Here is a 16,828-nt window from a genome sequence, read left to right as displayed (position 1 = left end):
TTCCGGTGAAGCGTGACGCCCATCACTATCCGCTGTCAGGGTTGATGAAACGTTGAAGCCGGACCGATCAGGCGCGAAGAGCGCTGTGCAGCCGGGCCGCGGCGACCGCCCGGCGCGCGTCGCGCGGGGGGAGCAGGGCCAGGGCGTGTTCGTGGACGGCGATGTCGTCGGGGGCGGATTCGCCGTAGGTCAGGGCGTGGTTGGCCTCGGGGCTCGACAGCACGGCATTGCGCATGGCGACCTCGAGGTAGTCACGCCATTCGCTGATGCCCGGTGTATCCGAATCCGGAAGCAGCGGACCGTGATACAGCCGGACGGCGGTGTCGAGGTCGCCCGCTTCCAGTGCGCGCGCGACGTCGACGGCGTCGCAGGACAGGGCGGTGGTGAAGCGGTAGACGCGGCTGGTGATGTCGCCGCCGGTCGCGCGGCGCAGGTACGACATCTCCGATTTCAGGGTGCTCGCGCCGACCGCGCGGTCGCCGTAGACGGCGTAGTGCAGGCGCTCGTGGCTGTAGCCGTCGTCGTCGAGGGCGAGCAGGGTGAGGATCTCGAGCTGGCGCGGGCGCAGGCGGATCGGGGCGCCGTCGCGCATCAACCGGCCGGTGCCGAGGCAGGTCAGCCGCATGCCCGCCGGTGCGGGCATGGCCGCGTGCAGCTTGGACTCGATGGCGCTGGTCATGGTGCGCACGGTCGCCATCGCCAGCGGGTGCGAGCGCTTCCAGGTGGTCGACAGGTCGAGCACGCCGAGCAGGGTGCCGTCGGCGGCGCGGATCGGCGCGCAGTAACAGACCCAGCCGTGCAGGGCGGCGACCAGGTGCTCGGCCGAGAAGACGGTGTGCGGCTGATCGGTGCGCAGGGCGAGGGACAGGGCGTTGGTGCCCATGTGCGCCTCGTCCCAGCGGCCACCCGGAGCGAAGTTCACCTGCTCGGCCCGCCTGCGCATGACCGGTCCGCCGTAGGTCCACAGGATCGTGCCCGAGGCATCGGTGACCGCGGCGACGTAGCCCGCGTCCTCGGCGACACTGTGCAACTGTTCCTCGAGCTCGGTCACCGGCCCACGCAGCGGCGATTCCGCCCACCGCGGCCCGATATCGGTCTCGCTCTCCGGCGCGAAGTCCCGCCCAGGGTCCACCGTCCGCAACGACCGCAACCACGACTGCGCCACCTCGGTCCGCACCGCCGAACTACGCCCGAGTGCCGACTCACCCGCGGGCACCCACTGCGCCCACTCCCGCTCCAACGCGGCACGCTGTGCCGAGAGCGTCAGCTGCGGTGCCATGAGCGGATTCGCGTCTTCCTGTTCGATTGCACGACGAGGGTTGCGCTTCTCATCATGCCGTACACCCAGCCGCTGAGCAGCTGTTTCGGCGGTGGCCTGCGCACTGCACGAGGTTGTAGCACCTTGTAGCGCGCCTGGCTACAGTTCCGCTATGAGGCAGATCAGTCAGCGCGAGCTAGGGAACAACTCGGCGGCGATCATGGACGCAGTCGAGGCGGGCGAAACCATCCGAGTGACACGCAATGGCGTCGAGATCGCGGAGGTTCGCCCGGTCGCCCGTCGACAGCGCCGCAGCGCCGAGGAACTGGTCGCAGGCCATCGGGCACTGCCGCGGGTCGACTACGCGTCGATGCGGCAGGAAGCGGACGACTTCTTCGGCTCCGAGGACCGGATCGGCGACGCTTGGGGTGGCCGGTGAGTATTCGCCACCCCGCCGGAGTACTCGATACTCGAGGTTGTCGCGCTCTAGGCTGTCAGGCCCGGTCGGTGGCTTCGGGGAGGCGGGGGACCGAGGCGACGAGCTGGCGGGTGTAGTCGTGTTGCGGTGACCGCAGGACCGTATCCACCTCGCCCGATTCGACTATCTGGCCGTTCTTCATCACCAGGACGCGGTCCGCGATGTGGTGGACCACGCCGAGGTCGTGCGAGATGAGCAGCAGGGCGGTGCCGAATTCGGCTTGGAGGTCGGCGAGTAGGTCGAGGATCTGGGCTTGGACGGAGACGTCGAGTGCGGAGACCGGTTCGTCGGCTACGAGCAGGGCGGGGTTGGGGGCGAGGGCGCGGGCGATGGCTACGCGTTGGCGTTGGCCGCCGGAGAGGGTGCGGGGGTGGCGGTCGAGGAGGTCTGTGGTCAGGCCGACGGCGTCGAGGATTTCCCGCACGCGCTGCGAACGGGCGGCGCCCCGCACGTCGACGGTGTCGAGGCTTTCGCCGATGACTCGTTCGACGGTGTAGCGCGGGTCGAAGGAGCTGAGCGGGTCTTGCGCGATCAGCTGTGCGGCGCCGCGCAACGGACGTAGCTCGCGCTCGGAGTACTCGCTCCACGGGTGACCGTCGACGACCACGCGACCGGACGAAGGCGTGATCAGCCGCAGAGCCAGGCGCGCTGTCGTGGTCTTGCCCGAGCCCGATTCGCCGACTATGCCCAGGGTTTCGCCCGCGAACAGGTCGAAGTCGACGTCGTCGACGACCGTACGCGCGGCCTGACCGGAACCGTAGGTCTTGCGCAGATTCCGGACGGAGAGCACCACCCGGGTCGCGTCCACCGTGCGCGCGGGCAGCGGTGGCCGATCGCGCGCGGGCTCCTGTCCGGTCTGATCGGCGAGCGGCCGCTCGCCCGCCGGTAGCGATAGTCTCGAACCGCGTGAAGCCGCTGACGGGACGGCCGCGAGCAACTTCTTCGTGTACGGATGGGTCGGGCGGGTGAGGACGTCGAGCGTGGGGCCCTCCTCGACCACCTCGCCGTCGCGCATCACCAGTACCCGGTCGGCGACCTCGGCTACCACCGCGAGGTCGTGGCTGATCAGCAGGAGTGCGGTGCCCTCGGCCTTGCGGGCGCGCAGGAGCTCCAGGATCTGCTGTTGCACAGTGACGTCGAGCGCGGTGGTCGGCTCGTCGGCGATGAGCAGGCGGGGGTCACCGGCGATGGCGGTCGCGATGAGTATACGTTGCCGCAGGCCGCCGGAGAGCTCGTGCGGATACTGCCGCAGGCGCCGATCCGGTTCGGGGACACCGACATCGGTGAGCAGGCGGGTGCTGCGCTCGGTGAGCGCCCTGCCGCGGACCTCGGTCAGCGCGCGCTGCACCTCGGCCAGCTGCCCGCCGACCGAGAACAGCGGATCGAGCGAGACCAGCGCGTCCTGCAGCACGAAGCCGATCTCGCTGCCCCGGATCCGGCGCCACTGCCGCTCCCGGTGACCGCGCGCGTCCTGCCCGAACAGGGTGAGCTCGTCGGCGGAGACCCGGGCAGCGGGCCCGGCGAGACCGACCAGCGCGCGGGCCGTCACCGACTTACCCGACCCGGACTCGCCGACCAGCGCGACCGCCTCGCCGGGCTCGATCCGCAGATCGACCCCGCGGACCACTTCGCGCACACCGCCTTTCGACGGAAAGCCGATCCGCAGATTCTCGACCGCGACCAGACTCATACCGAAGGCCTTCCGTCGTAGTGCCGTTGCCAATGACGACCCAGCGAGCTGACCGCGATGACGGTCGCCGTGACCGCCACACCGGGCAGCACCGCGATCCACCAGGCATTGCGCAGATAGTTACGTCCCTCGGCGAGCATGGCGCCCCATTCCGGTTCCGGCGGTTGTGGTCCCATGCCAAGGAAGCTCAGGCCCGCCGCGCCGAGGATGGCGGTGCCGAGGCCGATGGTGGCCAGGATGGGGACCTGGGCCACAGCGTGGGGCAGGACGTGCCGCCACACGAGCGTCGCCCGGGTGAGCCCGAAGGTGCGCGCCTGTTCGACATAGCCCGACTCCTGCACAACCAGGGTCTGCGCCCGTACGACCCTGGCGAACCGGGGGATCGAGGCGATGCCGAGCGCGAAGATCAGGTTCGTTGTTCCCGGCCCGGTGAACGAGATCAGGACAAGGGCGAGCAGCAGATCGGGAAACGAGGAGACCACGTCGAGGAACCTGGTGATCAGTTCGTCGAGTCGTCCGCGGGCCAGCCCGGACAGCAGACCGAGGACAGAGCCCGCAACGACCGCGATCGCGACCGCGGTGACGCCGATGATCAGCGAATAGCGCGCGCCGTGCACGACGCGGGTGAACACATCCCGCCCCAGATGGTCGGTGCCGAACCAGTGTTGGACGCTCGGCGGCAGCTGGGCCGCGAGGGGGTCGGCGGTGAGCGGATCGGTCCCGGTGAGCACGCCGGGCGCGACCACCGCGATCACGACGAGCCCGACCGTGAGCGCTGCGACCACGACACCGGGCGCGATGTTGAAACTGCTTGCCTGCCAAGGGAGTCGATGGCGAATCGACAGCCCCGCCGCGGTCATGACCTGCCTCCACGGGCGGCGCCGATGTGGTCTCTCGGTGGGGCGACTGTGCTTGGAACGCGACCGGCTGCGGTGAGCGCCGCTCGCCGGCCCGCACCGACACTTGCTATTCGCCGCGATCCGCCGTGGATGATCATCGGCCCTCACTTCGCTGGGAGTCGCGGCGCAGTCGGGGGTCGAGGACCAGATACAACAAGTCGACCGCCGTGCTGATCACCACGTAGACGAATGCGGACAGGATCGCTACCGCTAGGACCACCGGAAGATCCTGGGCCAGTACGGCTTCCACAGTGACCCGGCCGAGCCCCGGTCGACCGAAGACCTCTTCGATGATCACCGCGCCGCCGAGCAGCCCGCCGACCAGCCATCCGGTCAAGGTCACGGCGGGCAGCGCGGCATGACGCAAGCCGTGCCGCGAGCGCAGGGCGGTCTCGCTCACCGACCAGGAGCGCACCGTCACCGCGAACGGCTCGTCGAGTGCCCGCTCGAGCCCGTCGCGCAGCACCTGCGAGGTCACCGCGCCGAGCGACAGGCCGAGCGCGAGCGCGGGCAGTACCAGGGCGGCGAGCCCCTTGTTCGCCGCGACGGGAAAGATCTTCAACTGGAAACTGAACACCGAGAGCAGAACGATGCCGAGCCAGAACGCGGGTGTCGAAACAAGGGCCAGCTCGACGGCATTGGCAACGGCTCGCGCTCGTCGCCGCCGCGCGGTGGTCGTCGCGACGACGATCGCGAACACCAGCGCCACCAGCAACGCGGCCCCGGTGAGTGCCAATGTCGGCCCCGCCTGCGAGCCGATGACCTCCGCCACCGGCCGCTGCAACACATACGACCGCCCGAAATCGCCCTGCGCCACATTCCACAGGTAGCGGACGTACTGCACGATGGCGGGACTGTCCAGGCCCCACTCCGCGCGAATGGCCGCCTCGACCTCCGGTGTGCGTGGCTGCTCGCCGAGCAGCACGTCGACCGTGTCGCCCGGTGCCAGCCGCACACCGAGGAACGACAGTGTGGCCGCGCCCCACAGCACCCCGACACCGGTGATCACCCGCAGCACAATCCGTGTGGCTGTGCCGGTCCGACCACCACGGTCGCCGCTCTCGACCGCTGCCACCACGTCCGGCGCGACAGCTTCCGCCGTCATGACCGCCGCACCGAGCCGGACACGCGCGCCGGGCCACACGCACACGCGAGTCTGGTAGCCCGGCCCGCCCGCCACCGGCCGAATCCGCTATCCACGATCGACCCAGATGTCGTACGCGTTCTCCGGAAGCTGCTTGTACGGGCGATAGCCCGCCCCGTACACATGCGCTCCGGCCGCGATCTGGTTCTCGGGAATGTAGAGCGGCAGCCCGTACGCCTTGTCGACGAGCGCGAACCGCTGCAACTGCGCGTACTGTCTGGCTCGTTCGGCGTTGTCGGTGGTCGAGGCGGCGGCCCGCAACCAGGCGGACAGTTCGGGATCGGTGGCGCGGCTGTAGTTCAGCGTGCCCAGCGGGGTCGGCGGGTACCAGTGGTTTTCGATGTCGATGCCGCCGGTGATGGTGTCGGAGTTGGCGATCGAGCCGAAGGCGTTCTTCTTGCGGAGCTCGCTGTAGGTGCCGAGGTCGACATACGACAGCTTCAGGTCGATGCCGGCGTTCTGCTTGGCCTGCGCCTGCACCGCCTGCAACAGCACCTCGCGCTGATCGCGCACCGTCGACTGCGCCTGCACCAGTTCGATCGTCAGCCGCTGCCCGTCCTTGGTCCGGAACCCGTCGGAATCCTTCGCCGTCCACCCGGCTTCGTCGAGCAGCCGGTTCGCGGCGGCCTTGTCGGCGCCGTAGGTGCCCTCGATGCTCTTGTCGTAGAACAGCGTGTCGACGCTGGAGGCGATACCCCAGCCGCGGGTGCGCTGGCCGCGATAGATCGACTGCAGCACCGCGTTCACATCGACGGAATTGTTGAGTGCCTTGCGGACCTTCTCGTCGGTGGCCGGACCGAAGGTCGTGTTCCAGTACAGCGTGTAGGGGCTGCCGTTGTTCAGCGCCGTCGAGTACGTGAAGTCGGGGTTGTCGCGGAACAGCGAGGCGTCGTTGCCGGGGACGCCCTCGATGAGGTCGACCTGACCGGAGGTGAGCGCGCCGGTGCGCACCGACGACTCGGGCAGGAACCGGTAGGTCAGCTCATCGAGGTAGGCCGGACCCTGATGCTTGGCGTTGCGCGGTGCCCAGTTGTAGTCCGGGTTCTTCCGCAGGTGCAGCTCCTGACCCTTCACATAGCGGTCGATGATGAACGGACCGGTGCCCGCGATCTCGGGCCCACCCGCCTTGAGCTGCGGCTTGTCCCACGCGGCGGAGGAGATGATGGGGAATCCGGCGGCGAAGTCGAGGAACGGCGCGTACGGGTCCTTCAGGGTGAACACCACGGTGCGTTCGTCGCGCGCGGTCACCGCGGCCAGGTGCGACAGCGGCCCCGCTGACCATCCGCCGGAATAGGACACGTCCTGCATGGTGGTGAAGTTGCGGGCAACGGCGGTCGCGGTCAGCGGGTTGCCGTCGGTGAACTTCACGCCCTCACGCAGGGGGAAGGTGTAGGCGAGCCCGTCGGACGAGATCTCATGGCCGGTGGCGAGCCACGAGACGAAGCCGCCGTCGGTGGTGCGCGCCAGCAGTGACTCGAAGACGTTGCGCAACATCAGGTGGGTGTTGCTCTGCCCGTTGAGGTGGGGGTTGAGCGTGGTCGGCTCGGTCTCCACACCCCAGGTCAGCGAGCCGCCGCTGCGAGGTTGCGCCGATTCGCGTGCGGCGGTGTCGGTTCCGGCGCACGCGGTCACCAGCACGGTTGTCGCCGCGATCAGAGCTGTCAGTAGTCGGCGTGTCCGCATCACAGCGCGGCGCCCCTCTCCTCGATGAGAAACAATGGTTGATCCGTGGTGACCACCGCGCCTTCCGCGGCGTTCACCGTGACGATTCCGGCGTGCGATGCCGTGAGTTCGTGCTCGAGCTTCATGGCCTCCACCACGCCGAGCAGCTGTCCCTCCTCGACCGGTGCGCCCGATTCGACATGCAGTCGCACGAGCGTTCCCGGCATGGGCGAACGGATTTCGGGATCGGCCGAGGCGCTGCCGAGCGTGCGGTACTCGGCGTAGCGCACCTCCCTGGTGACCCCGGCGACCTGGCACTCCCAGCCCCCGCCCCGCCTGCGGACCACGCTGGGGATCGCGTCGACGGTGACGGTGCCGCCGTCGACGCGAACGCGGTGCGCCGCGACCGCGGGCGCGCGGAGCAGAACCGTGTCGCCGTCGTAGCCACGCACCCGCACGGTGAACGGGCGCCCGTCGACCGTCAGATCGATACCGCCGAGACCGCCGTCGACGGGGTCGAGCCAGCCACGATCGCCGGTGGGCGCACCGGGTGACCAGGGCGTCGCCCGGTCGGGCGCGCTCAGCACGCCGCCCACCGCGAGGGCGGCGACCTCGTCGGGATCGCCGAACTCGGTGACCGGGTCGATGCGGTCCAGGTAGGCCGTGTCGTGCTCGGCCGCCGCGACGATCGGGGCGGCGAGTACCTGGGCGGCGAAGCCGAGGTTGGTCGAGATGCCGGTCCAGTGCAGGTCAAGACTCGCCTGCCGGGCGGCGGCCAGCGCCTCGGCCCTGGTGGTGCCGGTCGCGACGAGCTTGGCGATCATCGGGTCGAACCCGCCGGTGACATGCAGGCGGCGGGTGAAGGCCCGCTCCACCCGCACGTCCGGCCAGTGGGTGACCTCGAGCTCGCCGGGGCACGGCAGGAACGACCGGAACGGGTCCTCGGCGTACATCCTGACCTGTACCGAAGCGCCCGAGTACGCGATGTCGTCCTGCTCGGCGGGCAGCGGTTCGCCCGCGGCGACCCGCAACTGCCACTCCACCAGGTCGACGCCGGTGATCTCCTCGGTGACCGTATGTTCCACTTGCAGACGGGTATTCATCTCGATGAAGAAGAATTCGTCGCCGACGAGCAGGAATTCGAACGTGCCCGCCCCGACGTACTGCAGGGCTTTCGTGCCCTGCACCGCCGCGGCGAACATGGCCGCCCGCACCGCCTCGGGAATTCGTGGCGCCGGCGCTTCCTCGATCACCTTCTGATGCCGTCGTTGCAGCGAGCAGTCGCGATCGAAAAGATGGACAGCGCCGCCGAATTCGTCACCGAACACCTGCACCTCGATGTGGCGTGCGCGCTCGACGTAGCGTTCCAGGTGCAGCCTGCCGTCGGCGAAAGCCGCTGTCGCCGTGCGGGACGCGGAGGCGAGCGCCTCGCGCAGCCCGGCGGCCGAGCGCACCACCGACATCCCCTTGCCGCCACCGCCACCGGCGGGTTTGACGATCAACGGGTAGCCGATATCGGTGGCCGCGGCGACCAGCGCGTCGATGTCCTCGCCCGCCTGCGGCGTGCCGGGCAGCACGGGCACCCCGGCCTCGGCCATCACCTGCCGCGCCGACGCCTTGTCGGCCATGGTCTCGATGACCCGCGAACTCGGGCCGACGAACACCAGCCCGGCCGCGCGGACCGCCCGCGCGAACCCGGCGTTCTCGGACAGGAAGCCGTAGCCGGGATGCACCGCGTCACAGCCGGTTTCGGCGGCGGCGCGAATCAGCGCCGACGCGTCGAGGTAGCCGCCCGCCGGCAGCGGCACCGTCGCCACCGCACCGGCGTGACCGGTCAGCTCACGGTCCTCCTCGACCGACACTGTCACGTACTCGATGCCGAGGCGGTCGCAGGTGCGCGCGATCCGGGCGGCGACCTCGCCCCGGTTCGCGATGAGCAGTCTCGTGATCACAGCCGCAACACCCCGAAGTTCGCGGGCGCGGGTTCGGCCCGGTCCCAGCGTTCGTGCGCCAGCGACAGGCATTGCGCCAGCCACGGCCGCGTGTCCTCGGGCTCGACCACGGCATCGATCCACATGCGGGCGGCGATGTAGGTCGGCAGCGATTGGCGTTCGAAACTGTCGATGATCGGTTGTTTGATGGCGGCCTCGTCCGCGGCGCTGAGCTCCTTGCCCTCGCGGCGCAGCCGGTCGCGCTTGAGGATCGCCATCACCGCGGCCGCCTGCTCGCCGCCGACGCCGGTGGACCGGGCATTGGGCCACATCGCCATGAACTGACCGCCCATCGACCGCCCCGACATCGCGAAGTTGGCGGCGCCGAAACTGCCGCCGATCACCAGCGAGATCTTCGGCACGGTGGCGCAGGAGACGGCGTTGACCATCTTCGCCCCGTGCTTGGCGATCCCGGCCCGCTCGTACTCCTCACCGACCATGAACCCACTCACGTTGTGCACGAACAACAGTGGGATGCGGCGCTGGTTGCAGATCTGGATGAAGTTGGTGGCCTTGAGCGCGCTGTCGGGGAAGATCACGCCCTGATTGGCGATGATGCCGACCTCGTAGCCGGCGATCCGCGCGGTCGCGCAGACGATCGTGATGCCGTAGTCCTTGCGGTATTCCACCCACGAGGTGGCGTCGACGACGCAGCGCAGGATCGCGCGGACGTCCATCTCCTTCTTGGTGGTCGCCGGAATCAGGTCGGGCAGCCGGGCCGGATCGTCGGCGGGCTCCAGCGCCTCGAAGGCGGGCGGATGCACCCGGTCACCCGGGGTGCGCGCGACGATGTCGCGGACCATCGCCAGCGCCTCGAGCTCGTCGACCGCGAGATGGTCGGCCACCGCCGTCTCGCGCACGTGCAGGTCGGCGCCGCCCAGGGTCTGCGCGTCGACGACCACACCGGTGGCGGCCTCCACCAGCTGCGGGCCGCCGAGGAAGACGGTGCTGAGGTCTTTGACCATCACCGTCTCGTCGCTCATCGCGGGGATGTAGGCGCCACCGGCGGTGCAGATGCCGAGCACCGCCGAGATCTGCGGCAGGCCGAGCGCCGACATCTCCGCGATATTGCGGAACATCTTCCCGAGGTGTTCCTCGTCGGGAAAGATCTCCTCCTGCAACGGCAGGTAGATGCCGCCCGAGTCGGCCAGGTAGACGCAGGGCAGCTTGTACTCCCTGGCCAGTTTCTGGCCGCGCAGATGCTTCTTGATGGTCAGCGGATAGAAGGTCCCGCCTTTGACGTGCGGGTCGTTGGCGAACACCATGACCGGACGGCCGTGGATGGTGCCGATCCCCACGATCAGCGCGGCGGCGGGCAGATCGGTGTCGTACACCTCGTGCGCGGCCAGCCTGCCGATCTCCAGGAAGGGTGTGCCGGGGTCGAGGAGGCGGTTGACCCGTTCGCGCACAGGCAGTTTGGCGTCGCCCTGGCGTCGGCGCGGCGCGACGATCTCGGCGGTGTGCTCACGCAGCAGCGCGCGCTGGGCTTCGAATCCGAGCGTGTTCTCGACGGTGACGGTCATGCGGGCAACTCCGCCCGCTCGGTATGCGCGGCCAGACTCGCGCTCAGCGTGTCGGCGAAGCGGCGGATGGTGTCGGGCTCGAGGTCGGCCCGCAGCATCAGCCGCAGGCCCGCGCTGCCGCGCCGGATGATCGGGAAGAACACGGGGGAGGTGTAGAAACCGGCCTCGAGCATGTCCCTGGCGACGGCGACGGTGAGGTCCTCGCGGCCGATGCCGACGAACCGGATGGGCAGCCCGTCACCGGCGAGCTCGGTGTCGACGAGCGAGTCGAACAGGCGGACCCGCTCGCGCAGCGCGAGCTGGCGTTCGTCGACCGTGCCGTCGTCGTGCAGGTCGCAGGCGGCGACGATGGCGCCGAGCCCGGCGGTATTGACGCGCTGCGACCACATCAGCGGCCCGCTCGTGCGCAGCAGGGTCGGCTTACGGGAATCGTCGCCCGCCGCGCCGAAGAAGATCACCCCGCCGCTGGCGCCGAATCCCTTGTTGAGCGAGGCGATCACGAGCGTGCGCTCGCGCCAGCCTTCGTAGGCGCCGAGGACATAGCCGCGCCCGCCGCGCCCGATTGTCGAGATACCGTGCGCCTCGTCGAAATACAGGAACAACCCGTACCTGTCCTGCAAGCGGTGCAGCTCGGCCAGCGGCGCGCCGCCACCGGTGCTGTAGACGCCGTCGGCGACGTAGGCCACGGTGGAATGCGTGCGGCACAACGCTTCCAGCGCGGCGATGTCATTGTGCTCGATCGTCACCAGTTCGGTCTCGTCGGCCACCAGTGGTTTCATCGCGTTCAGGCAGAAGTGCGCGTTCTTGTCGAACACCACCAGCGGCGGCCTGCCGTCGGTGAGCTCGCCGGAGGCCAGCAGCGGCAGCGTGGCCCAGGCCGCCGCCGCACACGACGACACGGTCACCGCTTGCGCGCCGAAGGTGTGCGAGAGGCGCTGTTCGGCCTCTTCCAGCAGGGACAACCGGATTCGCATCCGGGAGATGGCGGAATTGATCGTCGCGGTCTCGTCGAGTCCGCGATGCGCGCCCGCGATGATGCGCGGATCGCTGTCGAGGCCGAGGTAGGAGTACGAGGAGAAATTGACGATCGTGCGGCCGTCGCGGTCGTGCACCTTCCCGTCCCGCATGTCCGTCGCGATGATGTCGACCAGTCCGTCGGCGGTGCTGTCGTCCCAGAATGTGTTGCTCAATTGCAGCTGTCGGCGGATGTTGGCGAATTGGTGAGTGCCCATTCGGTTATTCCTTCGTTCGCGAGGGAGCGGGTGCCACGACGAGTACGACGTTCGCCGCGGCGAGCAGGGTGAGGACGAGGGACCAGGCGAGCAGCCCGGTGAGTGCGGGACCGGCCAGTGCGGCGATGCCCGCCAGGCCCTGCTGGATCAGCGCGCACCACGAGACGGCGATCGCGGCACCGGTGGCGAGGTGGCTGACGGCGTGCGCCGCGCTGTTGGGAAACAGGGTCGACTGACCGAAGGTGGTCGTCACGTAGCCGGCGAGGAAGATCGGCAGCGCGATCGCCCGTGGCAGCTCGACCACCCAGACGGCGGTGATCAGCACACACCCGGCCAGCATGATCCACGTGCCCTGGCCCATCATGGCCCGCGCGCCCACCCGGCGCACCGAGCGCCGCACGTAGGTAGCCCCGCCGAGGTAGGCAGCGCCGTAGAGCACGCCGAACAGGCCGAAGACCCAGGGTGGCAGCGCGAATCGGTCAACGAAGATGAAGGCGGATTTCTGCTGGATCATCACGATGACGGCGAATCCGATACCGCCCGCGACGGCACTGGCGAGGAAGACCCGGTCCGCGAAGAGGCGGCGAGCCGTGCCACGCGAGCTCGCCCGCACCGCCGGTTTCGGCAGCGCGATGCGCAGCGCGAAGACGATCGGGATCGCGGCGAGCACCGCCAGCACGACGAATCCGTACCGCCACCCGACCGTGGAGGTGACGACGCCACCGATCACCTGTCCACCGCCGAGCGCCACGACGAACGCCATCGACAGCAGCGCGAGTTGCCGCGCGAGATCGGCGCCGGCGAAGAGGTCTTTGATCATCATCCGTCCGACGACGGCGATCCCGCCCGCGCCGATCGCCTGCACCACGCGCAGGCCGAGCAGTTCCGGCGCGCTGGTGATCAGCGCCAGCGCGGCACTGGCGAGCACGAAACACAGTCCCGCCGCGACGAAGGCGGGCACCCGGCCGAACCGCTCCGCTGCCCGGCCCCACGCGACGACGGGCAGCGCCGCGAACACCACGAAAACCGCCACCGACAGCTGCAGGGTGCTGTCATCGGCACCGATGTCGGCGCCCAGCGCAGGCATGCCGGGAAGGTAGATGGTGGTGGCCATCTGGGCGACCGCGACGGCGCCGCACGCGGTGGTGACCACTGCTCGCCGGGTCGCCGTCGGGGACGGCGCAGCGCCGGTTTCATGCCGCACGATCACTGCGTTCCCCCGCTCATTCGAACAGCTCCGCGACAGCGCGCGCGGCACGTGATTCCGGGTTACAGATATACGGACTCCGGCGGCGCCCCGACATGGTTGAAATCAGCCTGATTTCTCGCGGCTTACGGTTTGCCGCAAGACCTTTCGTGACTTATGCCCGATTTCCGGGAGTCCGTGCGCGGGCGGTCGTGCGCGGGCGGGCTCGGGTGTTTTGGTCACTTTCCGGCGACACCCGGTAACAAATGGGCACCCTGTTACCCCGTTGTGTTACCCCGCGGCTACCCTCTGTACCGAATCTCGATGCTGTATCCGGTTTTCTCGATGTCAAGGGTTTCCCGAAATCGTAGGAGGATCGAATCGTGAGGAGTCGAGCCCGCAGCTTGACCACAGCGTTGGCCTGCACCCTGGTGGTCGCGGGCGGCGCGTTCTGCGCTCCACAAGCTTGGACCGAACCGGCCGCCGCGGTCGCCGGTGCGGATTTCTATCTGCCACCCGCTCCGCTACCAGGCGGAGCGCCGGGCACCATCATTCGCACGGAACCGTCGCGCCTCGCGCTGTCGGCGCCGGGACAGACCGGCACCATCCCCGCGGAATCCACGCGGATGATGTACATCAGCAGCGATACCCACGGCGGTGAGACCGCGGTGACGGGCACGTATCTGGAGCCGTCGCAGCCGTGGACCGGCCCGGGCCCCCGCCCGCTGGTCGCCTACGCGGGCGGAACGAAGGGACAGGGCGATCAGTGCGCGCCCTCGAAGCTGCTCGCCGAACTCGTCCAGTTCGAGCCGCCGATCAACGTGATGTTCGAATACGACGTCGTCGCGCTGTACTCGTTGCTCTCGCGCGGCATGGCGGTCGTGATGACCGACTACCAAGGCCTCGGCACGCCCGATGTGCACGGCTTCCTCAACCGGAAAGAGCAGGCCCACGCGGTGCTCGATGCCGCCCGCGCGGCCCTTCAGCTGCCGGGCGCGGGCATGAACCCCGGCTCGCCCGTCTTCCTCTACGGCTACTCGCAGGGCGGTATGGCCTCCGCGGGCGCCGCCGAGCTGCAGCCCAGCTACGCACCGGATCTGAACGTGCGTGGCGCCTACGTCGGTGGCCCGGTCGTCGATGATCAGTACTTCATCGGCTACAACGACGGTCGCGCCCTCGTGGCACCGGCCTTCGCTTGGATGCTCAACGGCATGGCCGCGCACTACCCCGAGGTCCGCGCGGTCCTCGACGCCGAACTCAACGACACGGGCAAGGCGATCCTGAACGACTCCGCGAGCAGGTGCGCGGTCCCCACCGGGATGGCCCAGAATCACGGGCAGACTTCCCAGTGGACCTCCAGCGGCCTGCCGCTCACGCAGGTGATCGACGGGTCTCCCGCGTTGAAGGCGGTGTTCGACGAGCAGCGCGTCGGCTCGCTCACCCCGGGGGCCCCGGTGCTCATCTCCTCGGCCCGCAACGACGAGGGCGCACCGTACGTGCCCATCCGTGACATGGCCGCCAGTTGGTGCGGTGGCGGTGCGCAGGTCCAGCTGGACTCCAACGCCGCGATTCCGCCGCTGACCGGCCTGGCGGGCACCCACGTGCTGTCGTTCTTCCCGGCGCTCGAGGCATCGCAGAACTGGATGACCGATCGTCTGGCGGACAGGCCGGCTCCGACCAACTGCGCAGCTCTGCCCTAGTCGCGGTACACCGGCGTGTTCCGGCCCGGGTTCGCCCGCGGTCCGGTCCGCGCCGGTGACCGGCGACCACCACGATCGTGCCTTCGGCGCGGTCGTTTTCCACGATTACAATTCCGATGGGTGCTGTTTGTTCCGATGGCAGTCTTCGAACACACAAGAGTCAGCGACCCCAAACGCTATCTCTGGCTTCTGGGTCTGATCGCCCCGGCGTGCGCGCTGTTCCCCTCGCAATTAGTGGCCTTGTCGGGGCTGCCGGTGTTCTGGTGGATCGGCCCGATCATCGTGTTCGTGGCGATTCCGCTGCTGGACCTGACGATCGGGCGCGATGGGAGCAATCCACTCGACGAGGACTACGAGACGTTGTCCGACGATCGCTATTACCGCTGGTGCACTTATCTCTTCCTGCCGATCCAATTCATCAGCCTGGTTATCGCGGGATATTTCTGGGCCGGTAGCGAACTGAGCGTCGTCGACAAGCTGGGGCTCGCGGTGACGATGGGTGTCGTCTCCGGCATCGGCATCAATGCCGCCCATGAACTCGGGCACCGGTCCGAGCATCTGGAGCGCAGGCTGGCGAAAATCGCCCTGGCGCAGTCCGGGTACGGGCATTTCTTCGTCGAGCACAATCGCGGCCACCACGTCCGCGTCGCGACCCCGGAAGACCCGGCCAGCGCGCGATTCGGCGAGCCGCTCTGGGAGTTCCTGCCGCGCAGCGCGCTCGGCGGCCTGCGCTCGGCGGTGGGCTTGGAACGCGAAAGACTGGCGCGTAAGGGAAAACGCTGGTGGTGTCGCGACAATCAGATTCTGCAGGCGTGGTCGATGAGCCTGGTGTTGTTCGCGACGATGACCGCGGTCTTCGGGCCCGCGGTCATCCCGTTCCTGGTGCTGCAGGCCGTCATCGGCGCCGGGCTGCTCGAGACGGTGAACTATATCGAGCACTACGGTCTGTTGCGCGCCCGCCGCGCCGACGGCAGCTACGCCCGGTGCTCGCCGCGGGACAGCTGGAACAGCGATCACCTGGTCACCAATGTCTTCCTGTTCCATCTCCAGCGCCACAGCGACCACCACGCCAATCCCAGCCGCCGCTACCAGACCCTGCGCAGCTGCGAGCAGGCACCGCAGCTGCCCGCCGGGTACGCCACCATGGTCGTGCTTGCCGCGGTACCCCCGCTGTGGCGTGCGGTCATGAACAAGCGAGTCCTGGCCCATTACGGCGGCGATCTGTCACTGGTCAACAGCAAGCACAGGTGACGCGGGTCCGAGGTCGAACCGGATTCCGGCACGCAGCATCGTGGTGGCGGACAGGCCGATCATGTCGCGGAAGGACTCGCTGAAATGGGACGGAGTCGCGAAGCCCGCGTCGAGCGCGGAGCGGGTGAGATCGTGGCCTGCCACCGCGCTGCTGACCGCGGAGATCATCCGGTTCCAGCGCTGATAGCCGCGGAAGGTGGTGCCGCAATGCCGCGCGAACAGGTGCAGGAAGTGGCCGGTCGACAGCCCCATGTTCGCCGCGATGTGGTCGGCGCGTAGGGCGTTGGCGGGTTCGTCGCGGATCGCGGCGGCGAGTTTCGCGATGCGTGGATCGGTGACGGGGCTCGCGCCTGCGACGGCCAGGGCGTAGATGCGGTCCGGGTCGACGACGGGCGCGCGGCACAGCTCGACGAGCTCACGCTCGCGCCGATGACGCAATCCGAAAGCGCCTGCGGCATTCGTCATCTCGTCCGAGATCAGGGTGGCCGACGCCCCCGAGGGGTCGACGAACAGCGCGAGGATCCACCCCTGGGTGGCGACGATGCGGTGCGCCGTGCGGGCGGGCGCGAAGGAACTGCTCGTGCGGACGGGTCCGTGTGGGGTGTGCAGGACCAGCGGCCCATCCAGCCCGACGGTGAGCATCGCGACCGACGGGGCATGCGGGTCGACGCCGAGGTCGGGGCCGACGTAGCCGATATGACCAGGGCGGACCCACGCCGTCGGTGTCCGATCCACGCTCACTATTAGAGGGTATCGGCCTGCCACCGAGCCTGCCGTCGCACGCGTCTCGGCAGTGCGGACTGTGTGGGTCGGG

13 protein-coding genes are annotated in these 16,828 nt (G+C 69.0%); 3 read left to right on the top strand and 10 right to left on the bottom strand.

Features of this window, described 5'->3' with window-relative positions:
• Positions 1-67: 67 nt before the first annotated feature.
• Positions 68-1,279, bottom strand: a complete 1,212-nt coding sequence (locus tag ACWF9G_RS29720; RefSeq protein WP_452519368.1) for a transcriptional regulator — start codon at positions 1,277-1,279, stop codon at positions 68-70.
• Between the two features lie 151 nt (positions 1,280-1,430).
• Here ACWF9G_RS29720 and ACWF9G_RS29715 point away from each other — a divergent pair, with 151 nt between their 5' ends.
• A complete protein-coding gene (locus tag ACWF9G_RS29715; protein ID WP_452519366.1) occupies positions 1,431-1,697 on the top strand; it encodes a type II toxin-antitoxin system Phd/YefM family antitoxin in 267 nt (88 codons plus the stop codon).
• A 55-nt stretch (positions 1,698-1,752) separates the two neighbouring features.
• Here ACWF9G_RS29715 and ACWF9G_RS29710 read toward each other — a convergent pair whose 3' ends face one another.
• From ACWF9G_RS29710 to ACWF9G_RS29675, 8 genes are all read right to left on the bottom strand, one after another.
• The gene (locus ACWF9G_RS29710; RefSeq protein ID WP_452519365.1) at positions 1,753-3,426 is read right to left on the bottom strand and encodes a dipeptide ABC transporter ATP-binding protein; all 1,674 of its coding nucleotides are present in this window, start codon (positions 3,424-3,426) and stop codon (positions 1,753-1,755) included.
• Positions 3,423-4,286, bottom strand: a complete 864-nt coding sequence (locus ACWF9G_RS29705; RefSeq protein WP_452519364.1) for an ABC transporter permease — start codon at positions 4,284-4,286, stop codon at positions 3,423-3,425. The genes ACWF9G_RS29710 and ACWF9G_RS29705 overlap by 4 nt, the downstream gene beginning before the upstream one ends.
• A 133-nt stretch (positions 4,287-4,419) precedes the next feature.
• Complete coding sequence (locus ACWF9G_RS29700; protein ID WP_452519362.1) at positions 4,420-5,430, bottom strand: ABC transporter permease; 1,011 nt, start codon at positions 5,428-5,430, stop codon at positions 4,420-4,422.
• 87 nt (positions 5,431-5,517) lie between these two features.
• Positions 5,518-7,152, bottom strand: a complete 1,635-nt coding sequence (locus ACWF9G_RS29695; RefSeq protein ID WP_452519382.1) for an ABC transporter substrate-binding protein — start codon at positions 7,150-7,152, stop codon at positions 5,518-5,520.
• Entirely contained in the window at positions 7,152-9,083 is a 1,932-nt protein-coding gene (locus ACWF9G_RS29690) for an ATP-binding protein (RefSeq protein ID WP_452519361.1), read from the bottom strand. The genes ACWF9G_RS29695 and ACWF9G_RS29690 overlap by 1 nt, the downstream gene beginning before the upstream one ends.
• Entirely contained in the window at positions 9,080-10,645 is a 1,566-nt protein-coding gene (locus ACWF9G_RS29685) for an acyl-CoA carboxylase subunit beta (protein WP_452519360.1), read from the bottom strand. The genes ACWF9G_RS29690 and ACWF9G_RS29685 overlap by 4 nt, the downstream gene beginning before the upstream one ends.
• The gene (locus tag ACWF9G_RS29680) at positions 10,642-11,877 is read right to left on the bottom strand and encodes an aminotransferase class I/II-fold pyridoxal phosphate-dependent enzyme (protein ID WP_452519358.1); all 1,236 of its coding nucleotides are present in this window, start codon (positions 11,875-11,877) and stop codon (positions 10,642-10,644) included. The genes ACWF9G_RS29685 and ACWF9G_RS29680 overlap by 4 nt, the downstream gene beginning before the upstream one ends.
• Positions 11,878-11,881: 4 nt before the next feature.
• On the bottom strand, positions 11,882-13,087 hold the full coding sequence (locus ACWF9G_RS29675) for an MFS transporter (protein WP_452519356.1): 1,206 nt from the start codon (positions 13,085-13,087) through the stop codon (positions 11,882-11,884).
• Between the two features lie 380 nt (positions 13,088-13,467).
• On the opposite strand from ACWF9G_RS29675, the gene ACWF9G_RS29670 reads away from it, so the two are divergent.
• Positions 13,468-14,763, top strand: a complete 1,296-nt coding sequence (locus ACWF9G_RS29670; protein ID WP_379311459.1) for a lipase family protein — start codon at positions 13,468-13,470, stop codon at positions 14,761-14,763.
• 135 nt (positions 14,764-14,898) lie between these two features.
• Positions 14,899-16,014 (top strand): alkane 1-monooxygenase, encoded by a 1,116-nt coding sequence (locus tag ACWF9G_RS29665; protein ID WP_452519381.1) that lies wholly within the window; start codon positions 14,899-14,901, stop codon positions 16,012-16,014.
• Here the strand turns inward: ACWF9G_RS29665 and ACWF9G_RS29660 are convergent.
• Entirely contained in the window at positions 15,988-16,755 is a 768-nt protein-coding gene (locus ACWF9G_RS29660) for a helix-turn-helix domain-containing protein (protein ID WP_452519354.1), read from the bottom strand. The two genes, ACWF9G_RS29665 and ACWF9G_RS29660, sit on opposite strands and share 27 nt — an antisense overlap.
• Between the last annotated feature and the right edge of the window lie 73 nt (positions 16,756-16,828).

This window comes from Nocardia sp. NPDC055029, assembly GCF_053608525.1.
Note: the sequence above shows the minus strand (reverse complement) of the source record. Positions and strands in the feature narration are given on the sequence as shown.

Coding starts and splice junctions, on each gene's coding strand:
- ACWF9G_RS29700 (WP_452519362.1), bottom strand. CDS start 5,430: ATGACGGCGGAAGCTGTCGCGCCGGACGTGGTGGCAGCGGTCGAGAGC.
- ACWF9G_RS29685 (WP_452519360.1), bottom strand. CDS start 10,645: ATGACCGTCACCGTCGAGAACACGCTCGGATTCGAAGCCCAGCGCGCG.
- ACWF9G_RS29720 (WP_452519368.1), bottom strand. CDS start 1,279: ATGGCACCGCAGCTGACGCTCTCGGCACAGCGTGCCGCGTTGGAGCGG.
- ACWF9G_RS29665 (WP_452519381.1), top strand. CDS start 14,899: ATGGCAGTCTTCGAACACACAAGAGTCAGCGACCCCAAACGCTATCTC.
- ACWF9G_RS29680 (WP_452519358.1), bottom strand. CDS start 11,877: ATGGGCACTCACCAATTCGCCAACATCCGCCGACAGCTGCAATTGAGC.
- ACWF9G_RS29710 (WP_452519365.1), bottom strand. CDS start 3,426: ATGAGTCTGGTCGCGGTCGAGAATCTGCGGATCGGCTTTCCGTCGAAA.
- ACWF9G_RS29695 (WP_452519382.1), bottom strand. CDS start 7,152: ATGCGGACACGCCGACTACTGACAGCTCTGATCGCGGCGACAACCGTG.
- ACWF9G_RS29715 (WP_452519366.1), top strand. CDS start 1,431: ATGAGGCAGATCAGTCAGCGCGAGCTAGGGAACAACTCGGCGGCGATC.
- ACWF9G_RS29705 (WP_452519364.1), bottom strand. CDS start 4,286: ATGACCGCGGCGGGGCTGTCGATTCGCCATCGACTCCCTTGGCAGGCA.